This window comes from Collinsella sp. AM15-2, from assembly GCF_003471985.1.
In the GTDB taxonomy this organism is placed as follows: domain Bacteria; phylum Actinomycetota; class Coriobacteriia; order Coriobacteriales; family Coriobacteriaceae; genus Collinsella.
This window is the reverse complement of record NZ_QRKO01000005.1, coordinates 55,218-70,748: the sequence shown is the minus strand read 5'-3', so window position 1 is coordinate 70,748 and position 15,531 is coordinate 55,218. Positions and strand designations below refer to the sequence as shown.

Below are 15,531 nucleotides of genomic sequence, written 5' to 3'. Positions count from 1 at the left end.
TGCGGACGGAGCTGACGGAGACGACGTTTGCCCAGATAAAACCGACCAAAATAAACCTGTCCCTTATTGGCAGGTTCAAAACCATGCCGGTTTACGGAGCAGAACCAGTGCCCCTTGAGCATGCCAGAAACGGCAAGGACAAAACCGCAGGTAGGAAGCTTGTCAGTTTACGGAAAAACGGGGTATGGTCAGCACTCACCGTTTTAGCCCCGTAATCCGGCATGGTTTTGATTTTGGGCAGTCGCTCGGACGAGCGCATGGCATCTAGCCCCTTTGAGAAAAGCCGGCGGGGCGCTCTCCCGCCGGCTTGGTACCGAGTCTTTGTCGTTTGGGCTACTTGGCAGCCTCGGGCTTGTAGGTGACAAACTCGATTGCGAAGCCCACGGCGGCACCCACGAGCGAGGCAACGATAGCCCAGATCATGTGGTTGATGCCGTTAACACCGGAGGGGTCGATGAAGGACAGCCAGTTGAAGACGCCCAGACCACCGGACATGTACACCACGGCGCCGGAGATGCCGATGATGAGGCCGCCCACAGCAGAACCGATGCTGGCGTTGATGAAGGCCTTCTTATCGGGTAGGGCGACACCGTAGATAGCGGGCTCGGTGACGCCAAAGAAGAAGGCGGAGATCATGGCCGGCAGCGCGATGCCGCGGAACTTCTCGTCCTTGTTCTTGAGATACATGGCAAAGAGCACGGCGCCCAGCGAGAAGGAGTGGGCGATAACGGAGCCCAGAACGTAGTCGTAGCCCAGAGTGGACAGGTTGACCAGCGCGATGGGCACGAGGGACCAGTGGAAGCCAAAGATGACCAGGCACATCCAGAAGGCACCGACGAGGGTGCAGCCCAAGATGGAGCCGATCATGGGCAGGCCAAACAGCAGCGCGAAGAACTCACCAAGCAGGTTGGTGATGAGCGTGGCGATGGGGCCAATGACCAGATAGCCAAGGGTGACGGTAACGGTGACGACGATCAGCGGGGTGAAGAACATCTTCATAGAAGCGGGCATCCACTTCTTAACCCAGTGCTCGAGGGTGGAGCCAAACCAGACCATGAGCAGGATGGGGATAACGGAGCTGGTGTAACCCGAGGCAGGCATGATGAGCGGCAGGCCCAGGAACGTGGTGTACCAAGAGAAGGTGCCAGCAAAGCCGAGCTCGACGGAGCCGACAACCTCGCCCGAGGTCAGGGCAACCATGGTGGGATACACCAGGGCAAAGGCGATGGCCATGCCGTTGAACTCGCTCATCTTGAACTTCTTGGCCGCGGTAAAGCCAAGCACCACGGGCAGGAAGTAGAACATGCCGTCAGCGACGGTGTAGAGCAGCGTGTAGGCGCCGTCGTTGGCAAAGCTCGGGACCAGGAAGGTAGCGAGCGCCAGCAGGCCCTTCATGATACCGGCAGCGGCGAAGGTGCCGAGCATGGGGGCGAAGATGCCCGAGATGAGGTCGATGATCACATCGGTAACGCCCTTGGGAGCGGCATCGTCGTCATCGGCGTCGACGGCGCCGCCGTCGCTAAAACCGCCGGCCTTGAGAACGGCGTCGTAGACGTCCTCGACGATGTTGCCCACAACAACCTGGTACTGGCCGTTGGCGTGCATGACCTTGATGACGTTGGGCAGCTCGGAGATTGCCTCGTCATTGGCCTTCGACTCGTCCTTGAGCTTAAAACGAACACGGGTAATGCAGTGTGCGACGCATTTGACGTTGGACTTGCCGCCAACCAGCTCTACGATCTGGGCAGCAAGATCGTCGTATTTACCTGCCATGATCTGTCCTCTCTTTTCCAAATTTCGACAAAAATATCCCCTACCGCGAGCCGGTACCTTGCCCGCAGTTAGAAACCAAAAAGAATTGTTGCGATTGCCGCCGGGCTGGCGGCTTTACTCACTCGGTCTGCGAAGCCGATCGCAGACGGTTGATATGCATCATCAGATACAAGAGCTCCTCGTCCGAGCAGCTCTGCTTGAACTCTTTCTCGAACACGCGGTTGATGGCGTACGCACACTGGTAGGCCTCGGGAAAATCGCGGGCGGCCTGCATAAACAGTGAGGAGTTCTCGGTCTGCGTGCAGCTGCCCTTAACAAGGCGGCGAACCAAAAAGCGCAGGTGCGCAAGAAAGCGAATGTAGCAGTACGACGCCGTGTCGAGCGAGCAGCCGAGCTGCTTTTCCACGGAATGGGTTACCTCGTCAAGCACGCGGGTGCTCTTCATGATGAAGTCCATGTCCTTGGCGCGGCCCATGCCGTCGACCTCGGCGTTAACGATGTGGAGCGCGATGCTCGTGGCCTCGTTCTGACCCAGCTTGGCGCCGGTGTGCTTTTGCACGATGGCGAGCGCGGCCTGACCGATTTCGAGCTCACGCGGGTAGATGAAAGCCACCTCATGCTCGAGCGGGTTGGGAGCGCTGATCTGGTCGTCGTCGCGCTGAACGGCAAACTGCAGGTGATCTGCCAGGATAAAGGGCAGGCCACCGGACAGCTTGCAACCAAGCTGCTGGGATGCGAAGCAGGCAATGTCGCTTGCCGCGAGCAGAACGTCGTCGGGAAGTGTGCCGACCATATCCTGCAGGCTCTCGGGAACGTTATAGAATTTGCGCTGGATGAGCGACTCATCGGCAAGCTCGTAGGGCATCTCGTGAAAACCGATGCCCTTGCCAAAGACAACAACCTCTCGGCCGTCATCGCTGGCGGCGAGAGCAACGTTATTGTTGATCTTCTTTAAAATGAGCATGAAAAAACTCCTCGGACATCGGCGCTAGACGACGGGGCGATATTCCTCGTCTTCTATTATGCGCAAGTGATGCCTCCCGAGGAGTAACAAACTTGTGAGCACGTGGGCGATTGTAGGATGAAACTTGCATGCAGCGTAAGCCCCATTGGTGCGAAAGTCCGCTGAACGGTAGGAAATCGCCTGTAAACGGCAAAACCACCACAAAGGTGCCTGGCCCCTTTGTGGTGGTTTTGGCTGATGCCCCGATGTTACTCGCGCGGGGTGCCGTAGGGGTTGTACAAATCTGCAAGAGCAAATGTGCCGGTAGTAGCATCAAAGTCGAGTTCGAGCACACAGCAGTTGCCAATGCGGTGCTTCATCTTGAGCGGCTCCACGCCCACGCCGCGCATGACCTGAGCCGCTGCGGCGCCATGGCTCACGCACAACACGCTCTCATGTCCAGGGCGCTGCATGAACTCGGTGATGGTCGCCATCATACGCTCGCGAAACTCGACTTCGCCCTCGCCGTCATACTGCTTGTAAAAATCGCCGTACGGCAGGCGCGGATTCAAATCCTCGCTCGCGCCCTCAAATTTGCCAAAGTTCCACTCCTTAAGGCCCTTGACGCGCTCGTAAGGCTGACCGGGGAACGCAAGCTCAAGCGTGTCGCACGCACGCTCGGACGTCGAACTGTACGCATGGTCAAACGTAAGGCCACGCCCTCGCAGGGTCGCACCGACAGTTTTAGCCTGCTCGATTCCCAGCTCGGTGAGCGGCGAGTCACACCAGCCCTGCTTGCGACGAAGCAAGTTAAAGAGCGTTTGACCGTGACGCATAAAGTACAGTTTTGACATGAGGCCTCCGTGATCGCAATCGTTTGTCAGCGATTATGACACCTTGAGCTAACTTTAAGTCAAAGCTTTTTTTGCAAAAACCACCACAAAGATGCCTGTCCCTTTTTGGCAGGTTATGGCAGCGCAGCGAGCCGGTTCCAAGTGCCCCAGGTCGCCCCGAAAGAGGAGCGACGCGTACTTTGGTACGCGAGCGACGGCTTGAGGGGCGAGATGGGGTGCTTGGGGCCGGCGCAGCGTCGAGCCTTAAAGGTGATCTTGGATCAGATCGCAGATGGCTCGGGCGTCGTTGATGTTGATGGCTCGGGTCGCAAAGCCGGCGTCGAAGGCCTGGCGTGCCAGGGCTTCATTGCAGGCAAGGGCCAGCGTGTGACCGTCGACCAGGTCGAGCGAGCTCTTGCCGCGCAGACGGTCGACACCGGAGCGCGCGACGACGATGTTGTCGAAGCCCTCGGTCTTGTAGCCCTCGATAATCACCACGTCGACATCGTTGTAGCGCGACAGCAGCTCGCGCGCGGGCATCTCGTCCTCCTCGCGCGTGTCGGCGTACTCCGCCCAGCGCGTGGCGCAGATGAGACCCACGTGCTTGGATCCGGCCTGGTGATGGCGCCAGGTGTCCTTAGCGGGCACATCGATATCAAAGCCGTGGTGCCCGTGATGCTTGAGCGAACCCACGCGCAGGCCGCGGCGAGTGAGCTCGGCGATAACCTTCTCGACGAGCGTGGTCTTGCCCGAATTTTGGTAGCCGATAAACGCGATTGCGGGGACGGCCGGAGTGGGAGCTGCGGGTACAACGGCGACGGGTGCGCTCGCGGGTGCGTCGCCCGCGGCTCCCACAGCCTCAACAGCAGCGGCCTGACGCTCGGCACGATCCCACACGCCCGAGCGGCCGCCCTCCTTGTGCAGCAGACGAACGTCGACGATCTCCATGCCGCGATCGACGGCCTTGCACATGTCATAGATCGTTAGGCACGCGGCACTCGCGCCGGTCAGCGCCTCCATCTCGATACCCGTCTTGCCCGTCACGCCCGCCGTAACCAGCACGTGAAAGCCAACCTGCCCGTCCGTGCGCGCCGGCGCCCAGCCCTCGGGCACGTCCTCGGCCGGCGTCCCCGCCGGAACGATGGGCGCAATGTCGCACTTGCTCTTGGTAATGAGCAACGGATGGCACATGGGGATGATGTCGCTCGTGCGTTTGATGGCCATGATGCCCGCCACGCGCGCGCAGGCAAGCACATCGCCCTTTTTGGCGCGGTCCTGCAGCACCATGGCCTGCGTCTCGGGGTGCATGAGGATGGTGCCCTCGGCGATGGCAATGCGATGGGTCTCGGCCTTGTCGGACACGTCGACCATGCGCACCTCGCCCTTGGCGTCCACATGCGTCAGCTCGTCGCGACGGGCGTCGCGGGCGGGCTCGGCGACAGCGCTGGAAGTCGGCTGCGCGGACGCGTCGGCGTTGCCAGCATTCGCCGCAGCCGTGACTTTGTGGGCAGACATCGCGGCCCTACGAGCGGCCTTGGTGGCATCGGCGTACCTGCTCTTGGCCATATGATCATCCTCCGATTTGGGACATAAATCGTTGCGTGCCCTCAATTATCGCGTGTTCCTGCGGTTTGTGGGCCACGGCATCGCGCCAAATCGAAAGTACCTGCATATCATCACCACGGCGCAGGGCGTCGCGCACCGAATACTCGGCATCGCTGAACAGGCACGGACGCACGTTGCCGTCTGCCGTCAGGCGCAGACGGTTGCAGTTCGCACAAAAATGGTTGGACATGGCGCTAATAAAGCCGACCGTACCCGCCGCACCCGGAAAGTGCCAATAGCGCGCAGGGCCCGCGCCGGCAGGAGCGTCGTTGATGCCGAGCGGCTCGAGCTCGCCCAGTCCCGCCGCCGCGGCCCCGGCATTGATGCGAGCCCGCAGCTCGTCGCTCGGCACGGTGTCGCTCGCGTCCCACAGCTCGGGATTGAGCGCGGGCGCATGCGGGTCCACGGCGCAATGCGAGCTCGTGCGTTCGTCGCCAATGGGCATATATTCGATAAAGCGCAGGTGGATGGGGCGGTCGAGCGTGAGCCGCGCAAGGGCCGCCACATCCTGGTTGAGCCGGCGCACCACAACGCAGTTGACCTTAACAGGCTCAAAGCCCCAAGCCAGCGCCGCGTCGATGCCAGCCATGGTCTGCTCGAGCCGACCCAGGCGCGTGATCTTTCCAAACAGCGTAGGGTCGAGTGTATCGAGCGAAATGTTGACGCGGTTAAGCCCGGCATCTTTGAGCTGCGGTGCCAACTTGGGCAGCAGGGCACCATTGGTGGTAAGCGAGATGTCCTCGATCTGCGGAATCGCGCGGATGTCGCGAATGAGCGGAATGATGCGGCGGCTGACCAGCGGCTCGCCGCCCGTCAGGCGCACGCGGCGAATGCCCTCCCCCGCTACCAGGCGCACAAAGCGGGCGATTTCCTCGGCGCTGAGCAGCTCGTCGTGCGCGCGGGGCGCCACGCCATCGGCCGGCATGCAGTAAATGCAGCGGAAATTGCACTTGTCGGTAACGGCAATGCGCAGGTAGTTGATATCGCGGCCAAAGACGTCATGTTGCACGCGCCCGTCCACGCAGCCCTCCCCTCACGCGGCGTTTTATTCTTCGGAAAACATAATACCCCACGGGAGAATCATGCCGACACCCGTACGACAGGACAGGTCGCTTCGAGCAAAACGGACTTTCCAAGCCCATCCTCAGCACAGACCATCACAACATTCGATGCTTTTTCCGATTTTGGCGAAAAACGTCGAATGTTGTGATGATTTGACTTCCCACGGCACCCCGTAGAAGGGCCGGAACGCCCCTAAAGACCGCCGTCCCAGTGCCGAATCACGAATTCTCGCAGGTCGTTTTGACGTTTCTGGAACGCTTCGCTTCGGTCGCACTTGAGGCCCATAGCGAGCGCGATGGCGTTCATCGCCCGGTGCAATTGCAGCTGGTGGGCAAACTGAGTCCCGGTGAGGACGATCATCCTAAAGCCCAGCGCGCTCAGCACGGTCATGCGCTCCGCATCCGACGCGCTGCGCTGTTTATCAAGATGGTCCGAGCCGTTGTATTCAATCCCCGTACCGCTCGCAGGCGCATATACGTCGATCTCGAAATACCCAGCCTTAGCGAGATACTTGAACTCGTTGGGAACATCGACCCGACGGTTGAGCTCGATCTTGGCGTATCCCAGCCCGCCCTGGGAACGTTTTGCTACGACCATGATTGCGGTGGCCGTCTCCATGGGCGACCGCGCGCCATCGTGCACGCGCTTGAGCACGGCGGCCGCGCGTATAGCCCCCTGACGAGATCGGTTCTCATTGCAATAAGCAATCAAGTCGGCAACGGTATACCTCTGCCCCATCTCGACATAATCGTCCGTCGACAGATGATTCAAATGGTATCGGGCACAGATTTCGTAGCCATATTCCAGCTGCTCGGGCTCACTCATCCACGAACCCGCTTGGACAAAACACATGACCTCATCAACCACTAGAAGGCCCTCTGCCACCTCGATAAGATGGCCTGGAGGTACCGGCGCCCCAAACACGTGGCACCTAAATCCAGCCGGCGTCGAGCGCTCAAAATCGAAGTTGACGAGCGTGTCGATATGATCGAGCTCTTCCCGTGGAATACCAAGCGAAACCAGATGGTCGGTAACAATCCCGACTGCCGTTGAAGCCCTCAGCCCCTTGGCATCGAGCCCCAATTTGGGCAGGTCCGCAGTCGGCTCCGCCTCGCTAGCAAGCGAGTCCTCATCGTATAGGCTGCTTGCTCGCGAGAGCGGCTCGGACGGGCGCGCCACGTTGTGGTACAGCCAGGCAGTCTTATGGGACAGGACGATCGGCAGGTCCATGAGCCCTCCAATGGAGTCGGATAACCAACCTTATTCCCCTGCCCACGGGTCCGCACACCTTCGCGCGCAAGAAAGCGATTCCACCCGATCGAGTGGTAGAAAAACCATCACAACATTCGATGCTTTTCCCGATTTTGGCAAAAAACGTCGAATGTTGTGATGGTTTGAGGCGAGGTGAGGGGCACGGAGGGGTCAAAACATCGTGCTCGAACAGGTTAATCCAACTCTTTTAAGCCATGCGCCAGTTGCCAGTACTCGCCGTGCTGGGCGAGCAGCTCTTCGTGCGTGCCGCGCTCGATGATGCGGCCGTGTTCGAGGACCATGATGGCGTCGGCGTCGCGGACGGTGGACAGGCGGTGCGCGATCATAAAGGTGGTGCGTCCGCGCATGATGCGGTCCATGCCGCGCTCGATAAGCTTTTCGGTACGCGTGTCGATGCTCGAAGTGGCCTCGTCCAAGATGAGCACCGGCGGGTCGGCGACGGCCACGCGCGCGATGGCGAGCAGCTGGCGCTGGCCCTGCGACAGGTTGGCGCCGTCGGCCGTGACCGGCGTGTCGTACCCTCTAGGCAGGCGGCGGATAAACGAATCCGCGCAGGCAGCCTCGGCGGCGGCGCGCACTTCCTCGTCGGTCGCGTCGAGCTTGCCAAAGCGGATGTTCTGCGCAATGGTGCCGCTAAACAAGTGCGTGTCCTGCAGCACAATGCCGAGCGACCCGCGCAGGCTGGCCTTGGCAATGTGCTTGACGTCGATGCCGTCGTACGTGATCTCGCCGTCATCGACCTCGTAGAAGCGGTTGATGAGGTTGGTGATGGTCGTCTTACCGGCGCCTGTGGAGCCCACAAACGCGATCTTTTGCCCCGGCTTGGCAAACAGGTTGAGGTCCGTGAGCACACGGGTGCCCGGCACGTAGGAAAAGTCCACGGCATGGAAGCGCACGTCGCCGGCAAGCGGGACCAAGCCGCACGTGAGCTCGGTACCGTCGGCAGCCACCGCACGGCCCGACTCATCAACGGCAGCCACATCATGCAAGTGCCCGTACGCGCCCACGCCCTGGCCCTCGGGAATCTTCCACGCCCACGCGGCGTCGCCCGTCTGCACCAGCTCCACGCAGCCCTCGTCCACCTCGGGCTTAAGGTCCATGGCGGCAAACAGGCGCTCGGCACCGGCCAGCGCGTTGAGCAAAAAGTTGCCCAGCTGCGTAAACTGGTTGATGGGCATGGCGGCCTGACGCACAAAGACCAGGTAGCTTGCGAGCGCACCTACATCGGCGAGCCCCTTGATGCAGAGCATGCCGCCCGCCACGGCGACGATAGCGTAGTTGGCATAGCCGATCACCACGGTCATGGGCACCATCGAGTTGGCGTAGGCTTGCGCGGCGCCACCGGTGCGGCGCAGTTCTTGGTTGCGCACGTCAAAACCAGCCACGTTGACCCGCTCGTGGTTAAAGACCTTGATGACCTTTTGGCCTGAGACCATCTCCTCGACGTATCCGTCCAAATCGCCCAGCGACGCCTGTTGGGCGGCAAAAAAGCGCTTGGAACGCATGCCCGAGTAGCGCGCATACAGCACAATGGCCGCGTCGCACACGAGCGTAATAATCGTGAGTTGCCAGTTAAGGATGATGAGCATGGCCGTGGTGCCCACAACCTGAATGGCGGCCTGAATCACGTTGGCAAAGCTGTTGTTGAGCGCCTCGGAGACGGTGTCGACGTCGTTGGTAAAGAAGCTCATGATGTCGCCCGAGCGCGTGCTGTCAAAATAACTGAGCGGCAGCGTCTGGATGTGCGCGAACAGGTCGCGACGAATATCGGAGACCACGCGCTGGGCCGCGCGCACCATAATCTGCGAGTAGCCCAGAGCCGAGAGCACGCCCGCGGCGTAGATGATCGCCGTCAGGATGACCTGCTTGGCGAGCAGTTCCTCCCCGCCCGTGGCCAAACCGTTAACGATGGGGCGCACCATGTAGGTGCCGGCGAGGCTCGCGATGGCGGCGACGGAGGCGAGCACGCCCACCGCGAGCAACGAGAACTTGGCATGCCCCATGTAGGAGAGCAGGCGGCGAAGCGTCTGCGTCAGATTGGTGGGACGGGCCTGAGCGGATGTCTTAGGCATGGCGCTCACCCCCTTCCAAGGTCGATCCGCTGGGGACGGAAGAAAACGGATCGTTCGCGCAGCCATCGTCGCTGCCGTCACCGGCGTCCGCATCCCCCGCAAACTCCATCTGCGAGGCGTAAATCTCCTGGTAGATGTTGTCGCCCGCCAGCAGTTCCTCGTGCGTGCCCACGCCATGGACACGACCGTCGTCCAACACCACAATGCGATCGGCATCCATGACGCTCGCAATGCGCTGTGCGATGACAATCACCGTCGTATTGGGAATCTGAGCAATATGCTCGCGAATCTTAGCGTCGGTCGCCATATCGACCGCGCTGGTGGAGTCATCAAAAATGAGCACGCGCGGATGCTTGAGCAGCGTTCGCGCGATGCACAGGCGCTGCTTCTGCCCGCCCGAGACACCGGCACCGCCCTGGCCCAACTCGCCGTCCAGCCCGCCGATGCGATCAAGGAACTCGTCCACGCACGCCGCGCGGCAAGCCGCGAGGAGCTCATTGTCCGACGCCTGTGGATTGCCCCACTGCAGGTTCTCGCGCACGGTGCCCGTGAACAGCACATTCTTTTGCAGCACAATGCCCACCGCGTCGCGCAAGGTAGCCAGGTCGTAGTCACGCACGTCGTGTCCGCCCACAAGCACGGCGCCCTCAGTGGCGTCGTACAGGCGCGCGATCAGCTGCACAAGCGAGCTCTTGCCCGAGCCCGTGCCGCCGAGGATGCCCACCGTCGAGCCGCTCTCGATGCGAAGGTCGATATGTTCGAGCACATCCTCGGCTGCATCCTCGCGGTACTTAAACGACACGTCGCGAAACTCGATGCTTCCGTCGGCCACCCCGTGCACGGCAGTGGCAGCGTCGGGCGCCTGGATAAGCGAACGCTCGTCGAGCACCCGCGAGATGCGCTCCACGCTGGCAAGTGCGCGCGTGAGCAGCAAAAACACGTTGGAAATCATCATGAGCGAGTTCATGATCAGCAGCACATAGCTCATGAAGCCCGTGAGCGAGCCCACGCCGAGCTCGCCGGCAAGAATCATGCGACCGCCGATCCACAGAATGGAAAGCGCCGCCACGTACATCGACAGCTGAAACACCGGCAAGTTGAGCACAGCGTTGCCAAAGGTCTTCGTCGCGGTGCGCGCAAGCTCGGTATTGACGGCATCGAACTTGGCCTCCTCGTGCTCGGCGCGCACGTACGCCTTGACGGCGCGCACGGCGGTGAGGTCCTCCTGCACCACGCCGTTGAGATGGTCCATCGAGGTCTGCAGCTGGCGGTAGAGCGGACTGACGCGATAGGTGATAACGCCCAGCACGATCGCCAGCACCGGCAGGATGATCGCGAAAACGGTGGCGAGCGGACGCGACAGCACCAGCGCATAGACCAAGCCGACGATGAGCGTCACGGGACCGCGCACCATGGGGCGAAAGCCATTGCCGATGGCATTTTGGATGACGGTGATATCGGTAGTCATGCGGGTGACGAGCGAGCTGGCGTCGTAGTTATCCAGATTGCCAAAAGCGAGCGTCTGGATCTTGCGGTACTCCGCCTCGCGCAAGTTAGCGCCCAGCCCCGAGGCGACGCGAGCAGACGTGCGTGCATAGCCCAAGCCAAGTACCAGCGAACATGCGGCGAATACCAGCATATACGCGCCCTGCAACAGCATGTAGTTGATGTCGCCCGCGGGAACGCCCACGTCGATGATATTTGCCATGATGACCGGGATAAACAGCTCGAGCGCCGTCTCGGCCGTCACAAAGAACACGCCGAGTATGGCATCGCGGCGGTATGCCCCCAGATAGGAAAACAAAATCTTGAGATTGCGCACGCAGGTTCATCCCCCATCAAACGTTGTTCGCAAACCCAGGTATTATGGCGCGCCGTGCGGCGGTGTCAAGTGATGCGAAATCGATTTCTGCAAGGCTAGTGCAGGCGCCAAGCTCGCAGGACGCGCCCCTGTATTCAATTGGAAATGAACGCGAGCGTGACTTTTTTCTCCCCGCCGCCAACACAAACCTTGACTCTACAATCGTTGTAGGGTTTTCACTACACTGGTACGTAAACAGACCAAGCCAGAAAGCCCCGCCCATGGAACACGACCTCACACGCGGCAATGTCCTTAAGACCATCGCGGTCTTTGCCCTGCCTTATATGCTCTCGTACTTTTTGCAGATGCTCTACGGCATGGCCGACCTGTACATGATGGGGCAGTTTAGCGGCGCCGCCGGCATCACCGCCGTGGGCAACGGCGCGCAGACGCTCTATATCATTACCGTGACGCTCGTGGGCCTGGCCATGGGAACGACGGTTATCGTCGGCCACGCCGTGGGTTCGCGTCGGTTTGACCGCGCCGAGACCGCCATCGGCAACACCATCACGCTCTTTATGGGTGTCTCGGTGGTGCTGGCCGCTGTCCTGCTCGCACTGTGTCCGCAGATTGTGGCACTCATTGGTACGCCGGCCGAAGCGGTCGAAGGAACCGCCGCCTACCTGCGTATCTGCTTTATGGGCATTCCCTTTATCGCCGCGTACAACATCCTCTCGGCCATCTTTCGCGGCCTAGGCGATTCGCGCTCGCCCATGTACGTGATTGGCGTGGCATGCATCATCAACATCGCGCTCGACTTTCTGTTTATCGGCCACATGGGGCTCGGCCCCGTAGGCGCGGCACTCGGCACAGTCATCGCGCAGACGGCGAGCGTGGCTCTCGCGCTCGTGTGGCTCAAGAGCCGCCGTACGCACATTCACCTCAAGCGCAGCGACCTACGCCCCCAGCCCGAGGTGCTCGGCAGCATTCTTAAGATCGGCGTGCCCGTGGCCGTGCAGGACGGCTGTATCCAGGTGGCGTTTATGTTTATCACCGTCATCGCCAACCACCGAGGGCTCGTCGACGCCGCCGCCGTGGGCCTGGTTGAGAAGATGATCAGCTTTTTGTTCATTGTGCCGAGCTCCATGGGCGCCACCGTCAGCGCACTCACGGCGCAAAACGCCGGCGCGGGCAAGGGCGACCGCGCGCGTCAGGTACTCAAAGACGCCATGACCATTTCGGTAGTGTACGGCTGCCTGATCACAGCGCTGGTGTGGCTGGTGGCGCCGGCGTTTATTGGCTTTTTTGCCAAGGACCCCGCGGTGGTCGCGGCCGGTACCGGCTATATGCACAGTTATATTTTCGACGCGATTTTTGCCGGCATCCACATTTGCTTTAGTGGCTTTTTCGCTGCGTATGGCAAGAGCTACATCGGCTTTGCGCACAACGTGCTGGCCGTGGCACTCATTCGCGTGCCGGGCGCGTGGCTGCTGTCGAACGCCTATTCCGATACGCTGTTTCCCATGGGCATCGCTTCGCCGTGCGGATCGATTTTGTCGGCGGTCATTTGCGTTGTCGCGTTTACCGTACTCAACCGGCGCGGGGCTTTTGACAAACTGGTAGCGTAGCGAGGCGACGCAAAATCGCCCTGATCGACGACATCATCAGCGACGACCCAGCAACCTACGTGACGCAGATCACGGTGCCGGTCTCTCTAGGCTAGACCGAGCCTCGCCTCTAACTCGGTCAACGCCTCAAAGGCATCGCGAGATGCACCCGCCGCGCGCTCGCGCTCGGCAACGCAAATTCGCATCATTAAGCGCTCTTTTGCCTGCACTTGGGAATGCCTCGCGCGCCCTTCCGCCTGCGAGCAATTGCGATTCTCGATATCCATTACGCCTCCGGCACCTCACCAGTCGCCAGGATCTGCTCGAGCGCGTCCTCGTCCAGCACGGGCACACCCAGCTGCTCGGCCTTGGTAAGCTTGGAGCCCGCTTTGGGGCCGGCGACCAGATAGCTCGTCTTCTTTGACACACTGCCCGAAACCTTGGCGCCGAGCACCTTGAGCGCCGCGCCCGCCTCGTCGCGAGTGCGGTTGACGAGCGTGCCGGTGAGCACGAAGGTCAGACCCGCGAGCGGTTGTGCATCGGCGAGCTCGCCCGCCACGCCCGCGTCGGCTGCGGCTTGTGCATGCGCGGCGCCCAAGTCGACCTCGAGCGACAGGCCCGCCTGGCGCAGGCGCTCCAGCACGGCAAGGTTTTCGGGCACGGCCAGGAACTGCTTGACGCTCGCCGCAATCTTGGGACCGATGCCCTCGCACTCGGCGATATCCTCTTCGCTCGCCAAGATAAGCTTGTCAATCGACAGGAATCGCTCGGCAATAACCTCGCCCACACTCTTGCCCACGTGGCGGATGCCCAGGGCAAACAGCACGCGACCGAGCGGCTGGCTCTTGGACTTGTTGAGCTCGGCGATGATTTTCTCGGCCGTCTTGAGGCCTACCGGAATGGGGTCGCCCTTCTTGACGCCCTTTTTGCTATTGGAGCTGGCATAGGTGCGCCCCGTGTCCAGTCCGGCGATGTCGTCAACCGTGAGCTGGTAGAAGTCCGCGACGTCGTGAATCAGCCCGGCGGCGATCATCTTGTCGACGATCTCGTCGCCCAGGCCATCGACGTCCATGCAGCCGCGGCTCACCCAGTGGAGCAAACGCTCCTTGAGCTGTGCGGGGCAGTCGATGGACACGCAGCGGTAGGCAACCTCGCCATCCTCGTGAACCACGGGGCTACCGCACACGGGGCAGACCTCGGGCATGTGCCAGTCGACCGAATCGGCCGGGCGCTTGTCGAGCACCGGGCCCACGACCTCGGGAATCACGTCGCCCGCCTTATGCACGATGATGGTGTCGCCCTCGCGCACGTTCTTGCGGCGGATCTCGTCGATGTTGTGCAGCGTGGCGCGCGCGATGGTGGAGCCGGCGACCGTCACCGGGTCGAACTCGGCGACCGGCGTGAGCACGCCGGTGCGACCCACCTGGATGCGAATCTCGCGCAGGACGGTCTGCTTTTCCTCGGGCGGGAACTTAAAGGCGATGGCCCAACGCGGTGCGCGAGCGGTAAAGCCCAGGTTGAGCTGCTGTTGGAAGCTGTCGACCTTTACGACCACGCCGTCGATGTCGTAATCCAGGTCGTCGCGGTGCTCGAGCGCCTGGGCACAGAACTCGTGGACCTCGGACGGCGTGGCGCAACGAGCCACGTTGGGGTTGACGCTAAAGCCAGCGCTACGCAGCCAGTCCAGGAACTCGCGCTGGCTGTGGACGTGCAGCGGGTCGGTATCGGCGATGGCGTAGATAAAGGTGGCCAGATCGCGGCGCGCCGTGACCTTGGGATCCTTTTGACGCAGGCTGCCGGCGGCGGCGTTGCGCGGGTTGGCGAAGGGGTCGCGGCCCTCGGCATCGGCCTCGTCGTTCAGACGCACAAAGCTGCCCTTGGGCATGTAGACCTCGCCGCGCACCTCAATGGTGCGCTCGCGGTCGGCACCCATGTGGGCGAGCGCAGGTTCGGACAGGTGCATGGGCACATCCTTGATGGTACGGACGTTGAGCGACACATCCTCGCCCGTGGTGCCGTCGCCGCGCGTGGCGGCGCGTACGAAGGTGCCGTTTTGGTAGGTAAGGGCCACGCCCAGGCCGTCGATCTTAAGCTCGCAGGTATAGGTGACGCTACCGGCACCGAGGGCATCCTCGGTGCGCTGGAGCCACGCATCAAGTTCGTCCAGATCCATGGCATCGTCCATGGAATACATGCGTGCCATGTGCGTGACCGGCGTAAACTGCTCGCTCACGTATCCGCCCACGCGCTGGGTATAGCTGTCGGGCGTCACCAGGTCGGGATAGGCCGCCTCGATCTCCTGCAGCTCAACGAGCATTTTGTCGAAGGCGGCGTCCGTGATCTCGGGCGCGTCAAGCATGTAGTAGCGATAGGCGTGGTAATCGAGCTCGTGGCGCAGCTCGGCCGCGCGCGCGGCGGCCTGGGCATGGGCGTCGGCCGGTGCAGCGGCATCCGCGCTCGCGGGCGTTTCGGTATCGATGTCCACGCCGTCACCAAACAGGCTCGATTGCTCCATAGCGGCACTCCTTCGCTCGATTTCAAACGGATACAAGAGTACCACCGG

The 15,531-nt window shown here is 61.5% G+C and carries 11 protein-coding genes; 1 reads left to right on the top strand and 10 read right to left on the bottom strand.

The window, feature by feature from the left end; genetic code table 11:
• Nucleotides 1-333: 333 nt before the first annotated feature.
• The 8 genes from DW171_RS03700 to DW171_RS03665 all read right to left on the bottom strand — a co-directional run bounded on the left by DW171_RS03700 (nucleotide 334) and on the right by DW171_RS03665 (nucleotide 11,382).
• Nucleotides 334-1,773, bottom strand: a complete 1,440-nt coding sequence (locus DW171_RS03700; RefSeq protein WP_118270452.1) for a PTS transporter subunit EIIC — start codon at nucleotides 1,771-1,773, stop codon at nucleotides 334-336.
• Nucleotides 1,774-1,891: 118 nt separating this feature from the next.
• On the bottom strand, nucleotides 1,892-2,737 hold the full coding sequence (locus DW171_RS03695) for a PRD domain-containing protein (protein WP_117563639.1): 846 nt from the start codon (nucleotides 2,735-2,737) through the stop codon (nucleotides 1,892-1,894).
• Between the two features lie 248 nt (nucleotides 2,738-2,985).
• Nucleotides 2,986-3,570 (bottom strand): histidine phosphatase family protein, encoded by a 585-nt coding sequence (locus DW171_RS03690; protein ID WP_117563640.1) that lies wholly within the window; start codon nucleotides 3,568-3,570, stop codon nucleotides 2,986-2,988.
• Between the two features lie 243 nt (nucleotides 3,571-3,813).
• Nucleotides 3,814-5,115: a molybdopterin-guanine dinucleotide biosynthesis protein B gene (mobB, locus tag DW171_RS10400; protein ID WP_118270451.1), complete on the bottom strand. Its 1,302-nt coding sequence runs from the start codon at nucleotides 5,113-5,115 to the stop codon at nucleotides 3,814-3,816.
• A 4-nt stretch (nucleotides 5,116-5,119) separates the two neighbouring features.
• On the bottom strand, nucleotides 5,120-6,175 hold the full coding sequence (moaA, locus tag DW171_RS03680; protein WP_233539088.1) for a GTP 3',8-cyclase MoaA: 1,056 nt from the start codon (nucleotides 6,173-6,175) through the stop codon (nucleotides 5,120-5,122).
• Between the two features lie 233 nt (nucleotides 6,176-6,408).
• Nucleotides 6,409-7,446 carry a hypothetical protein gene (locus tag DW171_RS03675; RefSeq protein WP_118270450.1) on the bottom strand — a complete coding sequence of 346 codons (1,038 nt, stop codon included), beginning with the start codon at nucleotides 7,444-7,446 and terminating at the stop codon, nucleotides 6,409-6,411.
• Between the two features lie 215 nt (nucleotides 7,447-7,661).
• Nucleotides 7,662-9,560: an ABC transporter ATP-binding protein gene (locus DW171_RS03670; RefSeq protein ID WP_118270449.1), complete on the bottom strand. Its 1,899-nt coding sequence runs from the start codon at nucleotides 9,558-9,560 to the stop codon at nucleotides 7,662-7,664.
• Nucleotides 9,553-11,382, bottom strand: a complete 1,830-nt coding sequence (locus DW171_RS03665) for an ABC transporter ATP-binding protein (RefSeq protein ID WP_118270448.1) — start codon at nucleotides 11,380-11,382, stop codon at nucleotides 9,553-9,555. Before DW171_RS03665 ends, DW171_RS03670 begins: the two co-directional genes overlap by 8 nt.
• 260 nt (nucleotides 11,383-11,642) lie before the next feature.
• Here DW171_RS03665 and DW171_RS03660 point away from each other — a divergent pair, with 260 nt between their 5' ends.
• Complete coding sequence (locus DW171_RS03660) at nucleotides 11,643-12,989, top strand: MATE family efflux transporter (protein ID WP_118270447.1); 1,347 nt, start codon at nucleotides 11,643-11,645, stop codon at nucleotides 12,987-12,989.
• An 86-nt stretch (nucleotides 12,990-13,075) separates the two neighbouring features.
• Here DW171_RS03660 and DW171_RS03655 read toward each other — a convergent pair whose 3' ends face one another.
• The gene (locus DW171_RS03655) at nucleotides 13,076-13,255 is read right to left on the bottom strand and encodes a hypothetical protein (RefSeq protein ID WP_118270446.1); all 180 of its coding nucleotides are present in this window, start codon (nucleotides 13,253-13,255) and stop codon (nucleotides 13,076-13,078) included.
• Nucleotides 13,255-15,483: an NAD-dependent DNA ligase LigA gene (ligA, locus tag DW171_RS03650; protein ID WP_118270445.1), complete on the bottom strand. Its 2,229-nt coding sequence runs from the start codon at nucleotides 15,481-15,483 to the stop codon at nucleotides 13,255-13,257. Before ligA ends, DW171_RS03655 begins: the two co-directional genes overlap by 1 nt.
• Nucleotides 15,484-15,531: the final 48 nt, after the last annotated feature.

What these genes read in the sequence shown, in the direction of transcription:
- DW171_RS03675 (WP_118270450.1), bottom strand. Translation starts at nt 7,446, where the DNA reads ATGGACCTGCCGATCGTCCTGTCCCATAAGACTGCCTGGCTGTACCAC.
- DW171_RS03670 (WP_118270449.1), bottom strand. Translation starts at nt 9,560, where the DNA reads ATGCCTAAGACATCCGCTCAGGCCCGTCCCACCAATCTGACGCAGACG.
- DW171_RS03695 (WP_117563639.1), bottom strand. Translation starts at nt 2,737, where the DNA reads ATGCTCATTTTAAAGAAGATCAACAATAACGTTGCTCTCGCCGCCAGC.
- mobB (WP_118270451.1), bottom strand. Translation starts at nt 5,115, where the DNA reads ATGGCCAAGAGCAGGTACGCCGATGCCACCAAGGCCGCTCGTAGGGCC.
- DW171_RS03690 (WP_117563640.1), bottom strand. Translation starts at nt 3,570, where the DNA reads ATGTCAAAACTGTACTTTATGCGTCACGGTCAAACGCTCTTTAACTTG.
- DW171_RS03700 (WP_118270452.1), bottom strand. Translation starts at nt 1,773, where the DNA reads ATGGCAGGTAAATACGACGATCTTGCTGCCCAGATCGTAGAGCTGGTT.
- ligA (WP_118270445.1), bottom strand. Translation starts at nt 15,483, where the DNA reads ATGGAGCAATCGAGCCTGTTTGGTGACGGCGTGGACATCGATACCGAA.
- DW171_RS03655 (WP_118270446.1), bottom strand. Translation starts at nt 13,255, where the DNA reads ATGGATATCGAGAATCGCAATTGCTCGCAGGCGGAAGGGCGCGCGAGG.
- DW171_RS03660 (WP_118270447.1), top strand. Translation starts at nt 11,643, where the DNA reads ATGGAACACGACCTCACACGCGGCAATGTCCTTAAGACCATCGCGGTC.